Raw genomic sequence first — 17,061 nt, 5'->3', positions numbered from 1 at the left:
GGTTAGTCAATTCTAAACGGTTGCCGCTTACTCCTGCCGGTTGAACGTTATCGACCGGGATAAGAGTGTAACCGTGAGCGCATTCGGGCGACGCAGTGGACCAGGCGGAGGCAGCGGCACCGGGGGACGTCCTGCATTCGGCGTCGCACGCCCGATGCAGGGATCGCCCGCCGGTTCACGCGACATGGACGGGGCCGGACAGTTTCCGTCCATTCCCGAACCCGTCGCGCCCCCGCCCGCTTCCGATCCGTTCGAACCCGCCCCCGGCAGCAGCATGGCCAACGCCGATGCCATGGCGCGGCTGGCCGAGCGCCAGTCCGCATCGGGCGATGCCGCCAACAGCCGCGTCGAGGGGTTCGAAAGCTCGATCCACCGCATCAAGGAACAGGTGCTGCCGCGCCTGCTTGAACGCGTCGATCCCGAAGCGGCCGCGACGCTGGGCAAGGATGAACTGGCCGAGGAATTCCGGCCGATCATCGGCGAGGTGCTGGCCGAACTGAAACTGACGCTGAACCGGCGCGAACAGTTCGCGCTGGAAAAGGTGCTGGTCGACGAACTGCTTGGCCTTGGTCCGCTTGAAGAATTGCTGTCCGATCCGGCGATCAGCGACATCATGGTCAATGGCCCCGAACAGACGTTCGTGGAACGCAAGGGCAAGCTGGAGCTGGCCAATATCCAGTTCCGCGACGAGGAACATTTGTTCCAGATCGCGCAGCGCATCTGTAATTCGGTCGGCCGCCGCGTCGATCAGACTACGCCGCTCGCCGACGCCCGCCTGAAGGACGGATCCCGCGTCAACGTCATCGTGCCGCCACTCAGCCTCAAGGGCACGGCCATCTCGATCCGCAAGTTTTCGGCCAAGCCGATCACGCTGGACATGATGGCCAAGGGCGGATCGATGTCGGACAAGATGGCGACCGCGCTCAAGGTAGCGGGTGCCTGCCGCTTCAACATCGTGATTTCCGGCGGTACCGGCTCCGGTAAGACGACGATGCTGAACGCATTGTCCAAGATGATCGATCCGGGCGAGCGCGTGCTGACCATCGAGGACGCGGCCGAACTTCGCCTGCAACAGCCGCACTGGCTGCCGCTCGAAACCCGCCCGCCGAACCTGGAGGGTGTGGGCGAAGTGACCATCCGCGATCTGGTCAAGAACGCGCTGCGTATGCGGCCGGACCGGATCATCCTCGGCGAAATTCGCGGCTCGGAGTGTTTCGACCTCCTGGCCGCAATGAACACCGGCCATGACGGCTCGATGGCGACGCTTCACTCCAACTCCCCGCGCGAATGCCTCGCGCGTATGGAAAACATGGTGATGATGTCGGACATCAAGGTGCCAAAGGAAGCGATCAGCCGCCAGATCGCCGACTCGGTCGACCTGATCGTGCAGGTCAAGCGTCTGCGCGACGGTTCGCGCCGCGTCACCAACATCACCGAAGTGATCGGGATGGAAGGGCCGGTGATCGTCACGCAGGAACTGTTCAAGTTCGAATATCTGGACGAGAGCGCCGACGGCAAGATCATCGGCGAGTATCGCTCCATGGGCCTGCGCCCCTATACGCTGGACAAGGCAAAGCAGTTCGGTTTCGACCAGGCGCTGCTGGAAGCATGCCTCTGATCCCCGCCCATGGGGTCGCCCCCAGAACGGGACATTAACCAGCATCGGAAGCGGTGGCGGATCCTGGTCACCTGACCTAGCATCCGGTCATGCGGCTGATCTTTGCCCTTGCCCTGCTGTTCCTTGCCATTGCGCCCGCCCGTGCGCAGGACAGCGGCTGGATCGATTTTCAGCGCACGCCCGGCAACCAGATCGCCTTTGAAATGACCGTGGCCGGGCATCCGGTCACTGCGCTGCTCGATACCGGGGCCAGCCACAGCGTGATCGATCAGCGGTTCGCCGCGCACATCGGCCTGCCGCTTGGCGCAGCGGGCCGGGCAAACGCGATTGGCGGCACCGTGCCGATCCGGTGGAGCCGGCCGCTGCCCGTTGTCATCGGCACGCAGGCGCTGGCCCGTCAACGGCTGGCCGTGCTGCCCCTGCCCGCCAGTGCCAGCGGCAATGGCGCGCCGGTCCACATGATCCTGGGCGCCGATATTCTGGGCCGCCATGCGCTTGACCTCGATTTTGCTGCCCGGCGGTTCCGCCTGCTACCCAGCGGGCGGCTGACCTTTCCCGGCCTGATCGCGCCGCTGCGCGCGGGTTATGTCGCCGATCTGGCGCTGGCCGACACCCGGCTTGGCGCGGTGCTGATGGATACCGGCGATGGCGCGGCGCTGACGCTCACTCAGGCGGCGTGGGCGGCGGGCGGCTTTCGCCATGACGGCCTGTCGACGACCATCGGATGGGGCGCGGGCGGGCGCGTGGCGACGGGCCTCGCCATCATCGACCGCATCGACCTTGCCGGACAGGCCGTCCGCCAGATCGAGGCGCGGATCGAGCCGGAGGGCGGCTATACCGCCAGCCGCGGCCTGACCGGACGGATCGGCGCGGGGCTGATGCAGCGATACCGCCTGCTGCTCGATCCCGGTGCCGGGCGCATGGTGCTGGCGCAGACGGAACCCGACACCAGCCCGCTGCGCTCGACCAGCGGCCTGTTGCTGGGCCGGACGGGCGAGCGGCTGACCGTCCTTCACGTCATGCGCGGCAGCCCGGCGGAACGCAGCGGCTTTCGCGCGGACGATGCAATCTGTTCGATCGACGGCGCGGGGGCGCAGCGCGCCGACCTGTCCGTCCTTGCGGGAATGCCGGGCAGGTCGCTGTCGATCGGCCTGTGCGATGGCGGCGAACGGCAACTGGTGCTCAGCCGCTTTTACTGACCGTCAGATCAGCAGTTCCAACAGGCCGATCAGCGGCCGGTCCGCCGGTGGCATCTCCAGCGCATGAAGCTCGATGGGCCGTTTCCACGCCAGCGCAGTCGCATGGCGCGCCGCCGGCACGCCCGACCATTTGCGCAGCGCATAGACCAGCAGCAACAGATGCCGGTCGCCCAGCGGCTCGCTGGCGAACACCGCCGGGGCCAGGCAGCTGTGATCCACGGTCACGCCCAGTTCCTCGTGCAATTCGCGGATCAGCGCCCGTTCCGGCGTTTCCCCCGCTTCAACCTTTCCGCCCGGAAACTCCCACAACCCCGCCATCGGCTTGCCCGGCGGGCGTTGCTGCACCAGCACGCGGCCATCGGCATCGATCATTGCTGCAGCCGTAACGATCAGCAAATTCGCGGTATTTTCACGTCCGCCCATCAGCAATTCATTAACCCCATCTTGGTAATTTTCGCATCGTCGGATGGGAGATTGCGGTGTTTGCGAACCTTGTCAAAGCGATCCGCCGCTTCGCCAGAAACCGGCGGGGCGGCACTGCAATCGAATATGGCCTGATCGTATCGCTGGTGGTGATCGCCATCATCGGCGCGCTGCAATCGCTGGCCAGCGAAACGACGTCGATGTGGAACGATGTTGCGAACAAGGTCGAACGCGCACGCTGATCCATCCTTCGAAAAACGTGTGGCGGCTTAAATATTTGTCAACCCTGCACCGCTTACATGGACGGGCTGATCCGGGGGCAAACCCGGGAAAGCCGGGTAATTGAAGACGTTTTCAACCCTTGGAGATCGGATATGATGAAGATTCGCACGTTCCTGAAGAACAAGAAGGCCGCCACCGCCATTGAATACGGCCTGATCGCCGCTCTGATCGCGGTTGCCGCGATCGCCGCGATGCAGGGCCTGGGCAACGAGCTGAAGACCACGTTCAACAACGTGTCCAGCACGATGGCTGCTGCCAACTAATCGGTTCAACCGATCGGTTAAGGACGGGGGCGGTGGAACACGGGTTCCGCCGCCCCTTTTCTTTTGTGCGGTGGCCCCGTGGCAGGGTCAGGGTGCAGGCGGCGCCTGACCTTCCAGCCACCAGTCCTGCCGGTATCCCGCCTGACTTTCCACCGGCTTGCCTGACGCATCGCGTGCCGGGGTATAGCGGAACCGCTTGCGCGCCAGTGAACAGGTCGCCTCGTCCAGCGCGGCATTGCCGCTGGATCGCGCGATCAGGCATCCGGTGACCCGTCCGTCCGCCGCGACAGTTAACGTCACGATCACCCGCCCGCCCGCACCTGCGCGATAGGCGCTGGGGGGATAATCCCGGTTGCTGATGCTCCCCCTCACCCGCTTTGCCCGCGCCGCGCCGCCGCCCGTGCCATCCCCCGCGCCGCCACTACCAAGGCCGCTACCGACCCCGCCCGCCCCGGTGCCCGGTCCCGGCCGCTCGCTGGCCCCGGCCCGCGCCGCTGTGCCATCGGCCGCAACCGGCGGGGCGGCCAGCGGCGGCGGCTTGCGCGGCGGAACCGGCGGTGCCGTTACTGGCTTTGGCCGCGCCTTCAGTGCCGGGGGAGCAGCCGCGCCGGCTTCCCGCTCGCTCGCCGCCGGCTTTGGGACCGGTTCGGGCGGCGGCGGGGGCGGCGGCGGCACGCTGATGTCGAAAACATCCAGCGCCGAATCGATCCGAACGCCCGTCGTCACGCTCAGTCCGATCAGCAGCACCGCGATGATCCCGCCGACCGCCGCTGCCGATCCCGCCAGCGCGATCCACCGTTCCCGCCGGGGCCGCATCGGCGTCATCCTTGTGGCGGCATCGCCTGCGCCAGCAGGGCGATGCGGTCGTCATGCTCCTTCCGCCCGAACGGAAATGCGCGATAGCACAGCGCCCCCGTCACCCCCAGGCCAAGGTAGATGGCGGCAAAGGCGATGGTCAGCTGGTCAATGACCGGCACCGGCACCGTGCCCGGCGCGGCCCCGGTGGGAAACGCGATCCCGGACAGGATCGCCCCGACCAGCGCAATGCCGATCCCGCTGGTGCATTTCTGAATGAAGAACAGCCCGGCAAAGAACAGCCCTTCGGACCGGCGGCCGGTGCGCGCTTCGGAATGTTCGACCACATCGGCCAGCATCGATGCCAGCAGGATGGTCGAACTGACCCCGCACGCGCCGTTGATGAAATAGAACAGGTACAGCGTCGGCATCATCGCCGCATCGCCCGGTTCGGGAAACATCCCGGCAAGCCGCAACCAATAGGGTGTGCCGTTCAGCACCGCCGCCCCGATCAGCATCAGCATCGCCGCCTTGGGCTTGCCCAGCGCCCGCCCCAGCCGGGGCGCAACCGCGAACGCGGCGACCGCGCCGGCCAACAGGACCAGCCCCAGCCAGGTGAAATCGCTGCCCGCCATGCGCCACACATGGACATACAGGTAATTGGACAGGCCGAAACTGACCCCCTGCGCCACGAAATAGAACAGGCCCCCCGCCATCAGGATCAGAAACGCCCGGTTGTTCAGGCTGTCCCCCATTTCGCGCAGATATCCGGCCAGTGACTGGCGCACGATCGGCGGCTTGGGCAACCGGGCGATTTCCCGGTGCGTGCCCAGCGCGGAAATCAGGATCGCGCCGACGATCAGCGCGGCCCCGGCAACGGAAAATCCGACATAGCCCGCCCGGTCCAGCACCCCCTCCGGCCCGCTCAGGAACACGCCATAGGTCAGGATCAGCATCCCCAGTCCGCCGCCCCAGCCGAACACATAGCGATAGGCCATGATGCGGGTGCGGTCGTCATAATCGGAGGTCAGTTCCGGGCTGAGCGCCTGGCTGGGCACTTCATAGGCCGACACGGCGGAACGGACGAGCACGGCCATGACGAACAGCCAGCCGAGCAGCGCACCGGCGCTCCATTCCGGCGGATTCCACAGGAGCAGCCAGCCCAGCCCGATCGGCAGCGCGGCGCCATACATCCATGGATGCCGCCGCCCCCAGCGGCTGCGCGTGCGATCGGACAGGAACCCCACTGCCGGATCGACAAAGGCATCGATGATCAGCGCGCCGCCGATTACCAGCCCCACCTGCGCCGCCGACAGGCCCAGCACCTGATTGTAGAACAGCAGCAGGAAGGTGGAGAAACAGAAATCCTTGACGCCATAGGCGACCGCGCCCGCGCCATAGAGCGCGCTGATACGGGTCGAAACGCGGCGGCGGGGCGGCAATGCGGCGGGGGCGTCCATGCCCTGTTGATCGCGGGCGCGGCAGGGCGGGTCAAGCCCGCTGGCAGCGATGGCACGGTGTCGCCCCGCATCGCAATCCTTGCCTTAACCATAAGCTGTAACAGCGTGGGACAGGCGAAAATCGGGTAGGGAAAGCGCAACCTGCATCCGGTATCAGGGGGCCGTGATCCAGCGGCGTTGGCCTGTCCTGCAATCGCGCGGCGTGCTGGCCGCGATCCTGGTGTCGATGATCGGCGCCGGGTTTTCGGGCCATGCCGGCTATGTTTCGATGAAGCAGGCGACGCCGCCCGCCCCGCCCGAACGCCTGCCCAGCGGGTATGAGGCGGACGATCATTTTCCCGGCGCGGCGCTGCTCTTGTCGATCGAGGATGGCGATGCGATCGCCCCCGGCGTCACCGGCACCATCGCCCTGCCCGATCTGCCCATTCCGGCACAGGATCCGGGCGCGCTCGCCGCATTGGCCGGCGACGGCACCGTGCGGCCCGCCCCGCCCTTCATCCTGACGGGCAGCGAATCCGACCGGGCCCGCGCGCTGCAATGCCTGACCACCGCCATCTATTACGAGGCGGCGAACGAACCCGCCGACGGACAGGCCGCCGTGGCTCAGGTGATCCTGAACCGGGTGCGCCATCCCGCCTTTCCGAACACGGTGTGCGGCGTGGTGTATCAGGGGTCGGAACGCGCCGGATGCCAGTTCAGCTTTGCCTGCGACGGGGCCATGGCGCGCCGCCCGGTCGCATCGGCATGGGACCGCGCCCGCCGCACGGCACAGCGGGCACTGGACGGCCATGTCATGGCGGCGGTCGGCCACGCCACGCATTACCACACCTATGCCGTCAAACCCTATTGGGCGAGCAGTCTGGTGATGACCGGCGTGTTCGGCGCGCACTTCTTTCATCGGTGGAAGGGGTATTGGGGCACGCCCGGTGCTTTCCGAAGCAGCTATGCCGGCGGCGAACCGGTGCCGGGGCCGCATCGGCCGGTGGCACTGACCGTGATGGCGGACCTCAGTGTCGCCCCGCTGGCAACTCCGGCACCCGCCACTGCGCCGGCCGCCACGACCGCGGTGGCACCGCCCGCCCCGCCGCCCGCTGCGGATCTTCAGGGGATACAGCCGCGCTGGTCGCAATCGGGCAGTGCGATCGGCGCGCCCGCCCCGTTAGCCAGCCCGGCGACCGCGCCGCCCCCGGCGGATGATCAGATCCTGCCCCGCTGGCGCGACAGCGGAAAGCCGATCCGCTGAACCGCGTCCTCGCGGCGAATCAGCTCGGGGATCAGCTCGCCTTGGGCACCCGCTTGTACGGCACGAAATCGCCCAGGATCACGAAACCGCGCTGAAACCCCGTCATCCGGTCGACCAGGTTGACGACATCGTTGCGGCAAAGCTGGCCATTGGGCGTTTGCGTGACCAGGATCGTATCGCGGTCCAGCTGCTCCGACGATCCGCCCTTGGGCCGGTTGACGTACAGCGTCGACCCGGCAGAGCGATAGACGATGGCGGTGCCGCGGATCGAATCCGATCCGCGCAGCTGAGACATCGACACACAGCTGATCGGCTTGCCAGCCTCGCGCCCCTCGACGGCCTTGGCCAGCGCGGCCTCGCCCGTGGGCTTGTCCTCGGCGGGCAGCGTGGCGGCGGTCAGCGCCAGCGGCAGGGCGGCTATCAATGTCATTCGGCGGGACATGGGTGAAACTCCCTCGTCAAATCATGCCGAACTGTATCGCAAATCCGATGAACCGAACATGTCCATCGGCGATGAAAATCAGCGCCAGTGGCGCGCCATGCGCTGACCCAGCCCGGTCAGCAGCTCATATTGCGACCGGCCCGATGCCGCCGCCGCGCTGACCAAGTCGTACTCGACCGCCAGCCAGTCGCCCTCGCCCACGTCGCCGGCATCGGTGACATCGACGATCAACAGGTCCATCGACACCCGGCCCAGCACCGCCAGCCGCCGTCCGTCAGGCCCAACCGCCGCTCCGACGCCGGAAAAGCCGCGGCCATAGCCATCGGCATAGCCGATGTTCAGCGTCGCCAGACGCATCGGCGCGGGCGCGGTAAAGGTGGCGTTGTACCCGACGCTTTCCCCCGCCCCGATCCGGCGGATCTGCAGCACCTCTGCCTCCAGCCGGGCGACGGGGCGGATGACCGCCGCCGCCTGCTCGCCCGGTATGCCGCCATACAGCGACAGGCCGGGCCGCGTCAGATCGAAGCCATAGTCGGGGCCAAGGAAGATGCCCGCGCTGTTCGCCAGGCTGTAGCGGCGGGCCGCCACCGCGCTGCGCAACCCGGTCATCGCATCCAGCTGACGCTGGTTCAGCGGATGCACCTCGTCGGCACAGGCCAGGTGGCTCATCAGCGTGTCCAGCGCCAGCCCCTCGGCCAGCGCGGCCGCATCGCCCGCCGCCACGCCCAGCCGGTTCATACCGGTATCGACCATCAGGTCGCATGGCCGGCCCCCGCCGCCCTGCCGCCAACGGGCGACCTGTTCGGCGCTGTTCAGCACGGGCCGCAGATGGGCAGGAGCCGCTGCAGCCACTGCCATGTCCGCCGACCGGACCCCGTGCAGCACCGCGACCGAGGGGGCCAGGTCGGCGATCGCCAGCGCCTCGGCCCAGGTGGCGACAAAGAAATCGCGGCATCCGGCAGCGGTCAGGCGGCGCACCACCTCGCGCGCGCCGAGGCCATAGCCGTCCGCCTTGACCGCTGCGCCGCAGGCCGCAGCCGGATGCCGCGCCGCCAGGGCCCGCCAGTTGGCGGCCAGGGCATCGCTGTCCAGGATCAGGCGCAGCGGCGGCGGGGGCGGTTCGATGGTCATGCCCGCGCGGCGCTATCCCGCTTTGCCGCCGCGCTCAATCCTTCAGCGGCTCCGGTCGACCGCTTTTCAGGCCCCAGAGCGAGACGAGCAGTGCCATCGCCACGACGGCGATGGTGTACCACAACCCGGCATAGGGATTGCCCGACCGGGCAACCATGTACGCGCTGATAAACGGCAGGAATCCGCCGAAATACCCCGTGCCGATATGATAGGGGATCGACATGGACGAATATCGGATGCGCGGCGGAAACATCTCTGACAACAGGGCCGCGACCGGGCCGAACGTCGCCCCGGCCAGCATGGACAGCGCCAGGATTGCGATCAGGATGATGCCGATATTGCGCGGCGACGGCACCACCCGGTCCAGCCGGTATCCGGCATGTTCCAGCGCCGCGTCGATCGCGGCCGGCTCCAGCGATCCGACGGGAATACCGCCCACCGCCATCGTCACGGCCGGTGCCCGCACCGTGGTGTAGCTGACCCCCCGTTTCGACAGATGGTCGAGGATGCGGCCGCACGCATCCTTCTGTGTCGCTGCAAACGGGTCGAACCCGCATGCCGGACCCGTCACCACCACCGGCGCGCGGTCGGCGGCATAGGCAAGGCCGGGATTGGCGGCATGGCCGATTGTCCAGAAAATCGGGAACAACAGGATCAGCGTGGCGGCATAACCGGTGACGATCGGCGCCTTTCGCCCCACCCGATCAGACAGGCGGCCGAAAAAGATGAACCAGAACAGGCCGCACAGCGCGCCCGCGCCGACGATCAGCTGCGCCGTCGTCTCATCCACCCGCATCGGTCCCTGCAGGAAGCTCAATACGCTGAACATCGCGGTGTACCAGATTACGGTCAGCCCGGCGGCAATGCCGAACAGCGCGACGAACAGCCGCTTCCAGTTGCCGGGATAGGTAAAGCTTTCGATGAACGGGTTCTTTGCCGTCTGGCCCGCCGCCTTCATCGCCTTGAACACCGGGCTTTCCGACAGCTTCACCCGCATCCACAGCGAAATCGCCAGCAGCAGCAGCGAAAACAGGAACGGCGCGCGCCAGCCCCAGTCATTCCACACCTCGGCGCTCATCGACGATTTGAACCCCAGCACGACAATAAGGCTCAGGATGAAACCGCCCGCCACCGATGCCTGAATGAAGCTGGTGTGATAGCCGCTTTTGCCCGGCGGCGAATGTTCGGCGACATAGATGGCGGCCCCGCCATATTCCCCGCCCAGCGCCAGCCCCTGTGCGATGCGCAACAGGATGATGATGACCGGCGCAGCAACCCCGATCGCGGCATAGCTGGGGACCAGCCCGACGCCCGCCGTGGCAATGCCCATCAGCGTGATCGTCACCAGAAACGTGTATTTGCGGCCCAGCTTGTCGCCCAGAAATCCGAACAGGACCGCGCCCAGCGGCCGGAACCCGAACCCGACGGCAAATCCGGCCCAGGCGAGCAGCGTCTGCAGCACCTCGTTCCCGCCGGGGAAAAAGGTGCGGCCGATGATGCCGGACGCGGCCAGCGTGCCATAGATGAAGAAGTCATACCATTCGAACGCGGTGCCCAGCGAGGACGCGGTGATGACCGTGCGGATCTCCTTCGCGCTCGGCTCACGCGGTGTCATGTCGTCACTGGTGACGGTATCGGCCATTGGCTCCCCCGAAATGCTTGCCATGCCCACGCTGGCCGATCCAGCGGGTCGGGGCAAGATGGGTGATGCGGCAAGACCGGACAGTCTTGACGCTTTCGGGCATGATTTTGCCGGATGCGACGGGGAAGCGACCGGAAGGCACCCGCGACGCGACACCCGCGCGACCCGGCCGCACCGGCCCCGTCACAAACGTGCAACCGGATCGCGGCGGATGCGCGGCGGTCATGCGGCGGAGTGGCCACGGTCAGGCGGCAGGGCAGCGCCGGACGCGCCCCGCATCTCGGCAAAGGGATCGGCGAGCCGGGCGGCGTTGACGGCGAGCGCCCGGTCCCACAGCCGGTCGAACGGCGTGCCCGCCAGCCTGAGCCGCAGCCGGTGCGCGCTGGACCGCGACATCCCCGCCGCCCGCGCGGCGCGGGCAATGCTGCCGGTTTCGGCAAGGGCGGTCAGGAAAATGCGCTGGCGGGCGGGCGTCCAAAGCGCGCGGACGCGCGGCGATGCGGAGGGTGCGGGATGATCCATGCGAACAGGATGGAGCATGACCGGCGACCTGTAGGACAGGATTTTCTGCGATGGCGGGCAGCGTTGGCGCGCTTTGGCCGTCGCTGCCATCGCCGCTACAGATGTGGCAGCCTGAATTGAACCAACAAGCTTCCGGCAAACCTGGCGCGGTTCAGGCAGCGGGACCCCGGCTCTAGGCCGGGGTGACGACCGGGAAACCTTAATCCAGGTTCGGGCGCAGCCAGCGTTCTGCCGTGGCGAGGTCCACCCCGCGCCGGGCGGCGTAATCCTCGACCTGATCCTTGCCGACGCGGGCGACACCGAAATAGGCGGCGTCGGGATGGCCGAAGTAAAAGCCGCTGACCGCCGCCGTCGGCAGCATGGCGAAACTTTCGGTCAGCGAAACGCCCGTCGCATGATGCGCGTCCAGCATCTTGAACAGGATCGGTTTCAGGCTGTGGTCCGGGCAGGCGGGATAGCCGGGCGCGGGCCGGATGCCGCGATATTGCTCGCGGATCAGCGCGGCATTGTCGAGCTGTTCGCCCTCGGCATAGCCCCACAGGGACTTGCGGACATATTGGTGCAGCCGCTCGGCAAACGCCTCTGCAAACCGGTCGGCCAATGCCTTGAGCAGGATGTCCGAATAATCGTCCACCGCCGCCTTGAACCGCGCCAGATGCGGCTCGATGCCGTGGATCGACACGGCAAAGCCGCCGATCCAGTCGCCGTCGCGGTCGATGAAATCGGCCAGGCACATGTTTGCGCGCCCTTCGCGCTTGGCGATCTGTTGGCGCAGGAACGGCAGGCGGACATGGCGTTCATCGTCCATATAGACGACGACATCGTCCTCCTCCCGCGCACAGGGCCACAGGCCGACGACGCCGCGCGCGGTCAGCCATCGTTCGGAAACGATCCGGTCCAGCATCCGTTGCGCATCGGCGAACAGCGACGACGCGCTTTCGCCCACCACCGTATCGGTCAGGATCGCGGGATAATTGCCGTGCAGTTCCCACGCGCGGAAAAACGGCGTCCAGTCGATGTAATCGCGCAGGTCCGCCAGATCCCAGTCGGGAAAGCGGTGCACGCCCGGCAGGATGGGCTTGCGCGGTTTCAGGCTCATGTCCGCCTCGAACGCATTGGCGCGGGCGGTGTCCAGCGACACCAGCTCGCTCTGCCCCTTGCCCGCGCGGGCGGCGCGCACCGCCTCATATTCCGCCGCGACCTTGGTCACGTAGTCGTCGCGGATCGTGTCGGACACCAGCGTGGTGGCAACGCCGACCGCGCGGCTGGCGTCGAGGACATGGACGACCGGGCCGGTATAGGCGGGCGCGATCTTCAGCGCGGTATGCACTTTCGACGTGGTTGCCCCGCCGATCAGCAGCGGCATCGTCATGCCCGCGCGCTGCATTTCCTCGGCCACCGTCACCATCTCGTCCAGGCTGGGCGTGATCAGGCCGGACAGGCCGATCATGTCGGCATCATTCTCGTTCGCCGCCTCAAGGATCTTGGTCCAGGGGACCATGACGCCCAGGTCGACGACCTCGAACCCGTTGCACTGCAGCACGACGCCGACGATGTTCTTGCCGATGTCGTGCACATCGCCCTTGACCGTCGCCATGATGACGCGGCCCTTGCCCTTGCTGTCCCCCTCGGCCTTTTCCGCCTCGATATAGGGGAGCAGGTGGGCGACCGCCTTTTTCATCACGCGGGCGGATTTGACGACCTGTGGCAGGAACATCTTGCCGGAGCCGAACAGGTCGCCGACGACGTTCATCCCCTCCATCAACGGGCCTTCGATCACCTCGATCGGGCGGCCGCCGCGGGCAAAGATTTCCTGCCGCGCTTCCTCGGTATCATCGACGACATACATGTCGATGCCCTTGACCAGCGCGTGCTCCAGCCGCTTGACCACCGGCCAGCCGCGCCATTCGGCCGCGGCCTTTTCCGTCGCAGCATCCGTGCCGCGATATTTCTCGGCCAGCGCGACCAGCCGCTCGCCCGCCTCCGGATCGGTGTTGAGGACGACATCCTCGCACGCCTTGCGCAGTTCCGGGTCGATCGTGTCGTACACGTCCAGCTGGCCGGCATTGACGATCGCCATGTCCATGCCCGCCGGGATGGCGTGGTACAGGAACACGCTGTGCATCGCCCGGCGCACCGGTTCGTTGCCGCGGAAACTGAACGACAGGTTGGACAGGCCGCCGGAGATGTGGACGTGCGGGCAACGCCTGCGGATCTCGCGCGTTGCCTCGATGAAATCGACGGCATAGTTGTTATGCTCCTCGATCCCCGTCGCCACGGCGAACACGTTGGGGTCGAAGATGATGTCCTCGGGCGGGAAACCGATGCCGGTCAGCAGGGTGTAGGCGCGTTCGCAAATCTCGATCTTGCGGTCGCGCGTATCGGCCTGGCCCACCTCGTCGAACGCCATGACGACGACCGCCGCGCCATAGGCCATGCACTTGCGGGCATGGTCCAGGAAAGGCCCCTCGCCTTCCTTCATGCTGATCGAATTGACGATCGGCTTGCCGGACACGCATTTCAGGCCCGACTCGATCACCTCCCACTTCGACGAATCGATCATCACCGGCACGCGCGCAATGTCCGGTTCGGCGGTGATCAGCTTCAGGAACGTGGTCATCGCCTCGACCGCGTCGAGCAGCCCTTCGTCCATGTTGACGTCGATGATCTGCGCGCCGTTTTCCACCTGTTGCCGCGCGACCTCGACCGCCTTGGCATAATCCCCCGCCATGATCAGCTTCTTGAACGCAGCCGATCCGGTGACGTTGGTGCGTTCGCCGATGTTGATGAAGACGGTGGAGGCAGTGGCGGTGGTCATGGCTTCTTTCTTTTCCCCGTCCGGCGTGGACGGGAGCGGTCGGCAGAAATTGTGGGCAAATCAGGCAGCGATGATGAACGGCTCCAGGCCGGACAGCTTCATGGTGACGGGCACCTGCGGCAACTGGCGCGGCGGGGCATCGGCGACCGCGCGGGCGATGGCGGCGATATGGTCCGGCGTGGTGCCGCAGCAGCCGCCGACCGCGTTGACCAGCCCCTCGCGCGTCCATTCCGCGATCAGCTCGGCCGTCCGCTCCGGCAACTCGTCATACTGGCCCAGCTCGTTGGGCAGGCCCGCATTGGGATAGGCCAGGATCAGCGTGTCGGCCGTCTTGGCCAGTTCGGACAGATAGGGGCGCAGCAGGTCCGCCCCGAACGCGCAGTTCGCACCGACGGTCAGCGGATTCAGATGGCGCAGCGTGTACCAGAAGGCGTTGATGGTATGGCCCGACAGGTTACGGCCGGACATGTCGGTGATGGTGAAACTGACCATCACCGGCACCTCGCGCCCCGCCTCTGCCTCCGCCTCTTTCGCGGCCATGCCAGCGGCCTTGGCGTTCAGCGTGTCGAAACACGTCTCAATGAGGATGAAATCCACCCCGCCGGCGATCAGCGCGGCGCACTGTTCCTTATACTGTTCCTTCAGGGCGTCGTAATCGACCTCGCGGAACGACGGGTCGTTGACGTCGGGCGACAGCGACAGCGTCTTGTTGGTCGGGCCGATGGAGCCTGCGACGAAGCGGCGCTTGCCGTCCTTCGCGCTTGCCTCCTCCGCCGCCTCGCGCGCCAGTTTCGCGGCGGCCAGGTTGATGTCCCATACCAGATGCTCGCAGCCATAATCGGCCATGGCGATGCGGGTGCCGCTGAACGTGTTGGTTTCCACCATGTCGGCGCCTGCCGCGAAATAGGCGGCATGGATGCCCTTGATGATGTCCGGCCGGGTCAGGCAGAGCAGGTCGTTATTGCCCTTCTGATCCATCGGCAGGTCCAGGTCGCCGCGATAATCCGCCTCCTGCAACCCGAACTTCTGGATCGACGTGCCATAGCCGCCGTCAAAGATCAGGATGCGCTCTGCGGCCATGTCGAGAAAGGCTTGGCGGGCTGTAGACACTTGGTTCTCCGTCACCCCGGCTTGATCCCGGGGGGATATAGGTCCGACCCCGGCACGGGCCGGGGTGAGGTTAAGGGGGGGATCAGGCCGCCGCCCGCCCCTGCTCGCCCTGTGCGCGCAGGCCAAGCAGGTGACAGATGGCAAAGCTGAGTTCCGCGCGGTTCAGCGTATAGAAGTGGAAATGCCGCACCCCGCCCGCATAGAGCCGGCGGCACAGTTCCGCCGCGACGGTCGCCGCGACCAGCTGGCGCGCGGCGGGATGCTCGTCCAGCCCGTCGAACAACCGGTCCATCCAGTCCGGGATCGCCGCGCCGCACATCCCGGCGAACTTGCGCGTCTGGGCCACGTTGGACACCGGCAGGATGCCCGGCACGATTTCAGCGCCGATCCCCGCCGCCGCCGCCGCATCGCGGAACCGGAAAAACGTGTCGGGCGAAAAGAAGAACTGGGTGATCGCGCGGTTCGCCCCGGCGTCGATCTTGCGCTTCAGATTGTCGATATCCGCCGCCACATCGGTCGAATCCGGGTGACATTCGGGATAGGCGGCGACCGAAATGTCGAACGGGTGCAGCGCGCGCAGCCCCGCGACCAGATCGGCCGCATTCCGGTATCCGTCGGGATGGGCGACGAATTTTTCGCCCATCACCGGCATGTCGCCGCGCAGCGCGACGATATGGCGCACGCCCGCCGCCCAATATTCGCGCGCAACGGCGTTCACTTCCTCCTTGCTGGCGCTGACACAGGTCAGGTGCGCGGCGGCCGGGATGCTGGTGTCCCGTGCGATGCGCGCCACCGTTTCATGCGTGCGATCCCGCGTCGACCCACCCGCGCCATAGGTGACAGAGACAAAGCGCGGGCCCAGCGGCGCCAGCGTCATCAGCGCGTCCCACGCCGCCTCGGCCATTTTTTCGGTCTTGGTCGGGAAAAACTCGAAGCTGACCGCCGCATCGCCCGCCAGATCGGCGAACAGCGGCGCTTCCAGCGCCCGGCGTGCTTCTTCGAGCTGGGAAACCGAGATACTCATGCCGCAATCTTCTCCGTCACCGGGGCGGCGCGTTTGCGCCCGACCCATAATTTCACCGTCAGCTCGCCGCCCTCCAGCGTGTCCACCCGTTCGGGGACCAGGCCAGCGGCCGCAAACCAGCCAAGCATCTGTTCGTCCGAAAAGCCCAGCCGGGCGTGCGCCTCCTGCGTCCGCAATTCCTCACGCGAATGGGGTGCGAAATCCACGACCAGCAATCGTCCGCCCGTCGCCAGCACCCGCCCCGCCTCGGCCAGTACCTGTTCGGGGGCGTGCGCAAAATGCAGCACATGGTGCAGGATCGCCGCATCCGCCTCTGCATCCTCGACCGGCAGGGCATAGAAATCCGCCTGGCGCAGTTCCGCCCGGTCCAGCCCCCGCTCGGTCAGCTTGGCCCGTGCCAGCCGCAGCATTTCCGACGACCGGTCGATACCGATCGCGGACGCGGCCATCGGGCCGAACAGTTCCAGCATCCGCCCGGTGCCCGTGCCGATATCGACCAGCCGCCCCAGCGTTTCGGTGCCCAGCGCGTTGAGCATCGCCTGTTCGATCTCGCTTTCGGCGATGTACAGGTTGCGGATCGCGTCCCATTCCCCGGCATGCGCCTGAAACCACTGCGCTGCCGCTGCGGTCCGTTCGGCCAGCACGGCGGCCAGCCGCTGCCCGTCGGCATCCGCCAGCGCGTGATCCAGCGGCCCGGCCCAGGCGTCCATCGCCGCCAGCACAGGGGCCGTCGTCACCGCTGCCCCCAGCGCGACAAAGACCCAGCTTCCCTCCTTGCGCCGCACGGCCAGTCCGGCATCGGTCAGGATCTTGACGTGCCGGGACACGCGCGGCTGGCTTTGTTCCAGCACCTGCGCCAGTTCGCCGACCGACAATTCCATGCGCGCGACCAGCGACAAGATGCGCAGCCGTGTCGGGTCCGCCAATGCCCGGAAAATGTCGAGTGCCTGCGCCATGAATCGTCATATAAAGATTTCTTTATATGCGGTCAACGAGCGATCCGCTTCCAAAGCTTGCAACCTGGTGCACAAACAGGCGTTATGAAGGGCACAGCCGGAACGATCGGCCGAACCATCGGCGATCACTCCG

16 protein-coding genes are annotated in these 17,061 nt (G+C 66.7%); 5 read left to right on the top strand and 11 right to left on the bottom strand.

Annotated features, from left to right (window positions below):
- Positions 1 to 73 precede the first annotated feature (73 nt).
- Together NYR55_RS12915 and NYR55_RS12910 are read left to right on the top strand one after the other, a co-directional pair.
- Positions 74 to 1,618 carry a CpaF family protein gene (locus NYR55_RS12915; RefSeq protein ID WP_260021919.1) on the top strand — a complete coding sequence of 515 codons (1,545 nt, stop codon included), beginning with the start codon at positions 74 to 76 and terminating at the stop codon, positions 1,616 to 1,618.
- An 89-nt stretch (positions 1,619 to 1,707) separates the two neighbouring features.
- Positions 1,708 to 2,817, top strand: coding sequence for an aspartyl protease family protein (locus tag NYR55_RS12910; RefSeq protein WP_260021918.1), 1,110 nt, complete (start codon positions 1,708 to 1,710; stop codon positions 2,815 to 2,817).
- A 3-nt stretch (positions 2,818 to 2,820) separates the two neighbouring features.
- On the opposite strand, the gene NYR55_RS12905 is transcribed toward NYR55_RS12910, so the two are convergent.
- Positions 2,821 to 3,189 carry a (deoxy)nucleoside triphosphate pyrophosphohydrolase gene (locus NYR55_RS12905; RefSeq protein ID WP_260021916.1) on the bottom strand — a complete coding sequence of 123 codons (369 nt, stop codon included), beginning with the start codon at positions 3,187 to 3,189 and terminating at the stop codon, positions 2,821 to 2,823.
- Positions 3,190 to 3,296: 107 nt separating this feature from the next.
- Between NYR55_RS12905 and NYR55_RS12900 the strand changes: the two genes are divergently transcribed.
- Positions 3,297 to 3,482, top strand: coding sequence for a Flp family type IVb pilin (locus tag NYR55_RS12900; RefSeq protein ID WP_260021914.1), 186 nt, complete (start codon positions 3,297 to 3,299; stop codon positions 3,480 to 3,482).
- 132 nt (positions 3,483 to 3,614) lie between these two features.
- The gene (locus NYR55_RS12895; RefSeq protein WP_260022383.1) at positions 3,615 to 3,785 is read left to right on the top strand and encodes a Flp family type IVb pilin; all 171 of its coding nucleotides are present in this window, start codon (positions 3,615 to 3,617) and stop codon (positions 3,783 to 3,785) included.
- Positions 3,786 to 3,872: 87 nt separating this feature from the next.
- Here the strand turns inward: NYR55_RS12895 and NYR55_RS12890 are convergent, their stop codons facing one another.
- Both NYR55_RS12890 and NYR55_RS12885 read right to left on the bottom strand, forming a co-directional pair.
- Entirely contained in the window at positions 3,873 to 4,601 is a 729-nt protein-coding gene (locus NYR55_RS12890) for an energy transducer TonB (protein ID WP_260021913.1), read from the bottom strand.
- 5 nt (positions 4,602 to 4,606) lie between these two features.
- Positions 4,607 to 6,040 carry an MFS transporter gene (locus tag NYR55_RS12885; RefSeq protein ID WP_260021912.1) on the bottom strand — a complete coding sequence of 478 codons (1,434 nt, stop codon included), beginning with the start codon at positions 6,038 to 6,040 and terminating at the stop codon, positions 4,607 to 4,609.
- A 163-nt stretch (positions 6,041 to 6,203) separates the two neighbouring features.
- Here NYR55_RS12885 and NYR55_RS12880 point away from each other — a divergent pair, with 163 nt between their 5' ends.
- A complete protein-coding gene (locus NYR55_RS12880) occupies positions 6,204 to 7,283 on the top strand; it encodes a cell wall hydrolase (RefSeq protein ID WP_260021911.1) in 1,080 nt (359 codons plus the stop codon).
- Between the two features lie 31 nt (positions 7,284 to 7,314).
- Here NYR55_RS12880 and NYR55_RS12875 read toward each other — a convergent pair whose 3' ends face one another.
- The 8 genes from NYR55_RS12875 to NYR55_RS12840 all read right to left on the bottom strand — a co-directional run bounded on the left by NYR55_RS12875 (position 7,315) and on the right by NYR55_RS12840 (position 16,928).
- A complete protein-coding gene (locus NYR55_RS12875) occupies positions 7,315 to 7,713 on the bottom strand; it encodes a hypothetical protein (protein WP_260021910.1) in 399 nt (132 codons plus the stop codon).
- 90 nt (positions 7,714 to 7,803) lie between these two features.
- A complete protein-coding gene (gene alr, locus NYR55_RS12870; protein WP_260021909.1) occupies positions 7,804 to 8,856 on the bottom strand; it encodes an alanine racemase in 1,053 nt (350 codons plus the stop codon).
- 34 nt (positions 8,857 to 8,890) lie between these two features.
- The gene (locus tag NYR55_RS12865) at positions 8,891 to 10,498 is read right to left on the bottom strand and encodes an MFS transporter (RefSeq protein WP_260021908.1); all 1,608 of its coding nucleotides are present in this window, start codon (positions 10,496 to 10,498) and stop codon (positions 8,891 to 8,893) included.
- 222 nt (positions 10,499 to 10,720) lie between these two features.
- Positions 10,721 to 11,020: a LysR family transcriptional regulator gene (locus NYR55_RS12860; RefSeq protein ID WP_260021907.1), complete on the bottom strand. Its 300-nt coding sequence runs from the start codon at positions 11,018 to 11,020 to the stop codon at positions 10,721 to 10,723.
- 199 nt (positions 11,021 to 11,219) lie between these two features.
- Positions 11,220 to 13,838, bottom strand: coding sequence for a methionine synthase (gene metH, locus NYR55_RS12855; protein ID WP_260021906.1), 2,619 nt, complete (start codon positions 13,836 to 13,838; stop codon positions 11,220 to 11,222).
- A 60-nt stretch (positions 13,839 to 13,898) separates the two neighbouring features.
- Complete coding sequence (locus tag NYR55_RS12850; protein WP_260022382.1) at positions 13,899 to 14,918, bottom strand: homocysteine S-methyltransferase family protein; 1,020 nt, start codon at positions 14,916 to 14,918, stop codon at positions 13,899 to 13,901.
- Between the two features lie 112 nt (positions 14,919 to 15,030).
- Positions 15,031 to 15,972, bottom strand: a complete 942-nt coding sequence (gene metF, locus NYR55_RS12845) for a methylenetetrahydrofolate reductase [NAD(P)H] (RefSeq protein WP_260021904.1) — start codon at positions 15,970 to 15,972, stop codon at positions 15,031 to 15,033.
- Positions 15,969 to 16,928 carry a metalloregulator ArsR/SmtB family transcription factor gene (locus NYR55_RS12840; protein WP_260021903.1) on the bottom strand — a complete coding sequence of 320 codons (960 nt, stop codon included), beginning with the start codon at positions 16,926 to 16,928 and terminating at the stop codon, positions 15,969 to 15,971. The genes metF and NYR55_RS12840 overlap by 4 nt, the downstream gene beginning before the upstream one ends.
- Positions 16,929 to 17,061: the final 133 nt, after the last annotated feature.

The organism is Sphingomonas sp. BGYR3 (assembly GCF_025153455.1).
GTDB lineage: Bacteria > Pseudomonadota > Alphaproteobacteria > Sphingomonadales > Sphingomonadaceae > Sphingomonas.
This window is presented reverse-complemented; position numbering and strand designations above follow the sequence as displayed.